Here is a 4,057-nt window from a genome sequence, read left to right as displayed (position 1 = left end):
AAAAATTTTAAAAAATTAAAAAATCCCATAAGGACTTAATAAAAAATTTTAAAAATTAAAAAATCCAATAAGGACTTAATAATTTTTAAAAATAAAAATCCTTAGAATAAAGGATCTTTAACTAAACCAATTCTAAAGGAATTCAATATAACCGCAAGAGTTAAACCTAAGTCTCCAATACCTACAGACATCATCAAGGTGATTAAACCTAAGACTGCAAGTATTACAAAGAGAACCTTTACAAATATAGCAACGGAAATGTTTTGTTTAATAATTCCCATTGTTTTACGGCTTAAACTAAATAAGTAAGGTAATTTACTAATATCATCCTGCATCAATGCAACATCCGCTGTTTCAATAGCTACATCAGATCCAGCTGCACCCATTGCAATACCAATATTAGCACGAGCCAATGCAGGTGCATCGTTAATGCCGTCACCAACCATAGCCACTTCACCGAATTTGTTTCTGATGGTATCCAAAATGTTTAACTTGTCTTCTGGAAGAAGGTTGGAATAAACATAGTCGATTCCAATCTCGTCTGCAACCTTTTGGGCTGCAATCTTATTGTCCCCAGTCAACATGATTGTTTTAACGCCATCACTGTGTAAGTCAGAAATAACTTCACTTGCATTGTCACGGATTTTATCAACAACGGTTAAAATACCGATGAGATTTTCCTCATTTCCTACAAATACAATGGTTTTGCCCTCTGCAGAATAACTGTTGATTTCATCACGTGTAACTTCAAATTTGCTTCCTTCAATAAGGGATTCATTTGCTGCATAGTATTCCTTACCATCTATACTTCCTATAATACCCTTTCCAGGAACGTTCTTGAAGTCCTCAATCTCATCAAATTCAATGCCGTTCAAATCAGCATATCTTATGATTGCCATTGCAATTGGGTGGGAAGATCCGTTTTCAAGGGAAGCTGCAATTTCAACAATATCCTCTTTTGTATATTTCTCATCAACAACTGCAATATCGCTTAATTCAAGCTTGCCTTCAGTTAAAGTACCTGTCTTATCAAAGATAACAGCCTTAATGTTACGCATGTCTTCAATATATGCACTGCCCTTAATAAGCACACCCTTTCTTGTAGCGGAGGTAATGGCTGATACCATACCGATAGGGGTTGATATAAGGAATGCACAAGGACAACTGATTACAAGAATGGACAATGCCTTATAGACCCAGTCAACCAATGGTTGGCCAAATGCAAGAGGCGGTATGAATGCCACACATGCAGCTATAACCATCATCAATGGAGTGTAATATTTGGCAACACGTTCAACCAAGGTTTCAGTGCTTGCCCTGTTAAGTTGGGACCTTTTAACGAGAGTTACGATTTTTGAGATAACTGAATCCTTAGCCCTTTTTGTTACAACGATTTCGAGATATCCGTCCTTGTTTACGGTTCCGGAAAATACCTCATCACCTAAAGCCTTAACGACAGGAAGACTTTCACCGGTAATGGAAGCCTGATCAACACTTGAAGTACCTGAGACCACATTTCCATCCAAAGGAATCTTGTCCCCAGGCCTTACAATAACAATTTCGCCAATGTTTACATCATCGATTTTACGTTGCTCTTCACCATCACCGACCTTTACGGTTGCAGTTTCAGGAGCGATTTCTACAAGGGATTTGATTGAATGCTTTGCCCTATGTTCTGCATAATCCTCCAGGAACTCTGCAATATAGTAAAGGAATGCTACTGCAGCACCCTCTTCCGGATGTCCAATGATAAAGGAAGCTACACAAGCTATAACCATTAACATAGCTGGACCAACGGTATGACGTCTGACAAGGGATTTGTATGCAAGAATAGCTATTTCATAACCTGCTATAATTGCAGCAACCATAAATATGATATTTACTATAGTAGGGCTGAATGACAACCATTCAAGAATGTGACCGGTTACAAAGAGTATACCGCTGCTTACCATGATTTGAATAGGCCTGTTTGATAAAAGCGGTTTTCCTTCTGCAAGAAGTTCCTCTTCCTCTTCACCTTCTTCATCATCACCTGCACAATCAGGACAACCGCAAATGCTTATGTTTACATCATCGTGGTCATGGTCATGATGATGGTCGTGATCGTGGTCATGACAAGCACAGTCAGGGTCATCACAGGAATCAGCCACAACTGCCTTTTTGGAATCAGAACAACAATCATCATCACAGCAATCATCTACAACATGTTCATGGTCATGAGAGTGAGAATGCTCATGGTCATGCTCGTGATCATGGTCATGGTCGTGGCCATGCTCATGAGAACAACAATCATCTTCCTCATGTTCATGCTCATGCTCATGCTCATGGTCATGAGAACAACAATCATCTTCCTCATGTTCATGTTCATGTTCATGTTCGTGCTCATGTTCGTGCTCATGTTCATGTTCATGATTATGTTTATCAGAACAACAATCATCCTCACAAGAGTCTTCTACGGCATGAGAGTGCTCATGTTCGTGATCGTGGTCATGAGAGTGACCATGGTCATGGTCATGATGATGCTCATGGTCATGATGATGGTGATGGTCGTGATCATGGTCGTGATCATGGTCATCTGCACAATCAGGACAACCGCAGATACTTATATCAACATCCTCATCATAATCAATCTCTTCCCTATGATCATAAACAGTGAAATCAGCATTTTTTTGAAAATCTCTTAGTAATTGCTTATCATAGTGATCTCGATTGTTACATCGAACATCATCACAATCAGGATCAAAACAAATATAATTGTAATGTTCTGGATTGTAACAATTTTCATCCGAACAATCTGGATCATAACATTTATTTTCTGCCATTATAATCACTTGAAATTAGTTAATATTAGTAGAATCATAATAAATTTATTCATGTAAGTGCTCTAAACCCATTTTATAAATCATTTCAACATGAAGGTCTGTTAGGGAATATCTTGCTAATTTACCTTCTTTTTCATATTTAACAATATTATGTGCTCTTAATATTCTTAATTGATTAGAAACAGCTGCTTGGCTTAAGTCTAATGCTTCACAAATATCGCAAACACATAAATCATCAAAGCTTAACAGGGAAATAATTTTTAATCTTGTTGGGTTTCCAAATATCTTAAAAAATTCAGACAATTCAGAGTAATCCTCCTCTTTTAAAATATGTGTTTTCGCCCTATTGACACACTCTTCATGAGGGTCAAATATTTCACATAAATCTTCTTTATCATCTAAGTCTTTCTTTTCAAAATTTTCTTCAGACATTAAAACACCTTAAAAAAATTTTAAATATATTCATATAATGATATTATGATATGTTTATCTATATAAATGTTTTCATATCATGATATTGTGATATGTTATTTTGAAAAAATTTTTATAAAAAATTTAAAAAAATATTAAAAAATAGTAAAAAATAGTAAAAAATAGTAAAAAATATGAAAAAATTAATGAAATATCCAATAAAAATAAGTAAAAATAATAAAATTAATGGAATACAAAAAATAAAAAAATAAAAAAATCCTTAATAATTAATATAAAGGATTGAAAAGTATTTGAGATTTCTCTTTGGAAGTCATCTTACGATAGCTAACAACAACCTTATATGGCTTATAATTACTGATCTTTTTAGTGGAAAGCATACTGTGACCGCTTAATGTATTTGCCTTAGCAGTTTTTGTAATTACCTTTCCTTTACTGTTTTTATAATATACAACCGCTTTTTGCAAAACATAGGTGTGAGGCCTGTAATCATCACCTAATTTCTTATTATGATAAAAAATGCTTATATAAACTCCTTTTGATAATTGGCCATCCTTTGCCTGATATAATGTTGTAATTCTATCGCCCTTGCCAACATCCTTATTTTGAGGTATTTTCATTGTAGTGCTTTTAGCAGAAACTGATCCCATTGTAAAACCAATTACTGCAAAAACCAATATAAACAATACCAATAACTTTTTATAATTCATAAAAAACTCTCCATAGTTTTTATTAGTTAATTAAGTATTTATTTAAAATGATTTATAAGATTTATTAAAAAATCATTAAAATAAGTATAAATTCTA

3 protein-coding genes are annotated in these 4,057 nt (G+C 34.3%); all 3 read right to left on the bottom strand.

Annotation, left to right across the window (positions count from 1 at the left end; all coding sequences use genetic code 11):
• Positions 1-101 precede the first annotated feature (101 nt).
• Complete coding sequence (locus Q0138_RS08290; RefSeq protein ID WP_297983259.1) at positions 102-2,822, bottom strand: cation-translocating P-type ATPase; 2,721 nt, start codon at positions 2,820-2,822, stop codon at positions 102-104.
• A gap of 45 nt (positions 2,823-2,867) precedes the next feature.
• Positions 2,868-3,254, bottom strand: a complete 387-nt coding sequence (locus tag Q0138_RS08285; protein ID WP_297983257.1) for a metalloregulator ArsR/SmtB family transcription factor — start codon at positions 3,252-3,254, stop codon at positions 2,868-2,870.
• 266 nt (positions 3,255-3,520) lie between these two features.
• Positions 3,521-3,961: a hypothetical protein gene (locus tag Q0138_RS08280; protein WP_297983255.1), complete on the bottom strand. Its 441-nt coding sequence runs from the start codon at positions 3,959-3,961 to the stop codon at positions 3,521-3,523.
• Positions 3,962-4,057: the final 96 nt, after the last annotated feature.

It is taken from the genome of uncultured Methanobrevibacter sp. (assembly GCF_937906425.1).
GTDB lineage: Archaea > Methanobacteriota > Methanobacteria > Methanobacteriales > Methanobacteriaceae > Methanobrevibacter.
The sequence above is the reverse complement of the archived record's forward strand: the minus strand, read 5'-3'. Positions and strand labels throughout refer to the sequence as shown.

Coding starts and splice junctions, on each gene's coding strand:
- Q0138_RS08290 (WP_297983259.1), bottom strand. CDS start 2,822: ATGGCAGAAAATAAATGTTATGATCCAGATTGTTCGGATGAAAATTGT.
- Q0138_RS08285 (WP_297983257.1), bottom strand. CDS start 3,254: ATGTCTGAAGAAAATTTTGAAAAGAAAGACTTAGATGATAAAGAAGAT.
- Q0138_RS08280 (WP_297983255.1), bottom strand. CDS start 3,961: ATGAATTATAAAAAGTTATTGGTATTGTTTATATTGGTTTTTGCAGTA.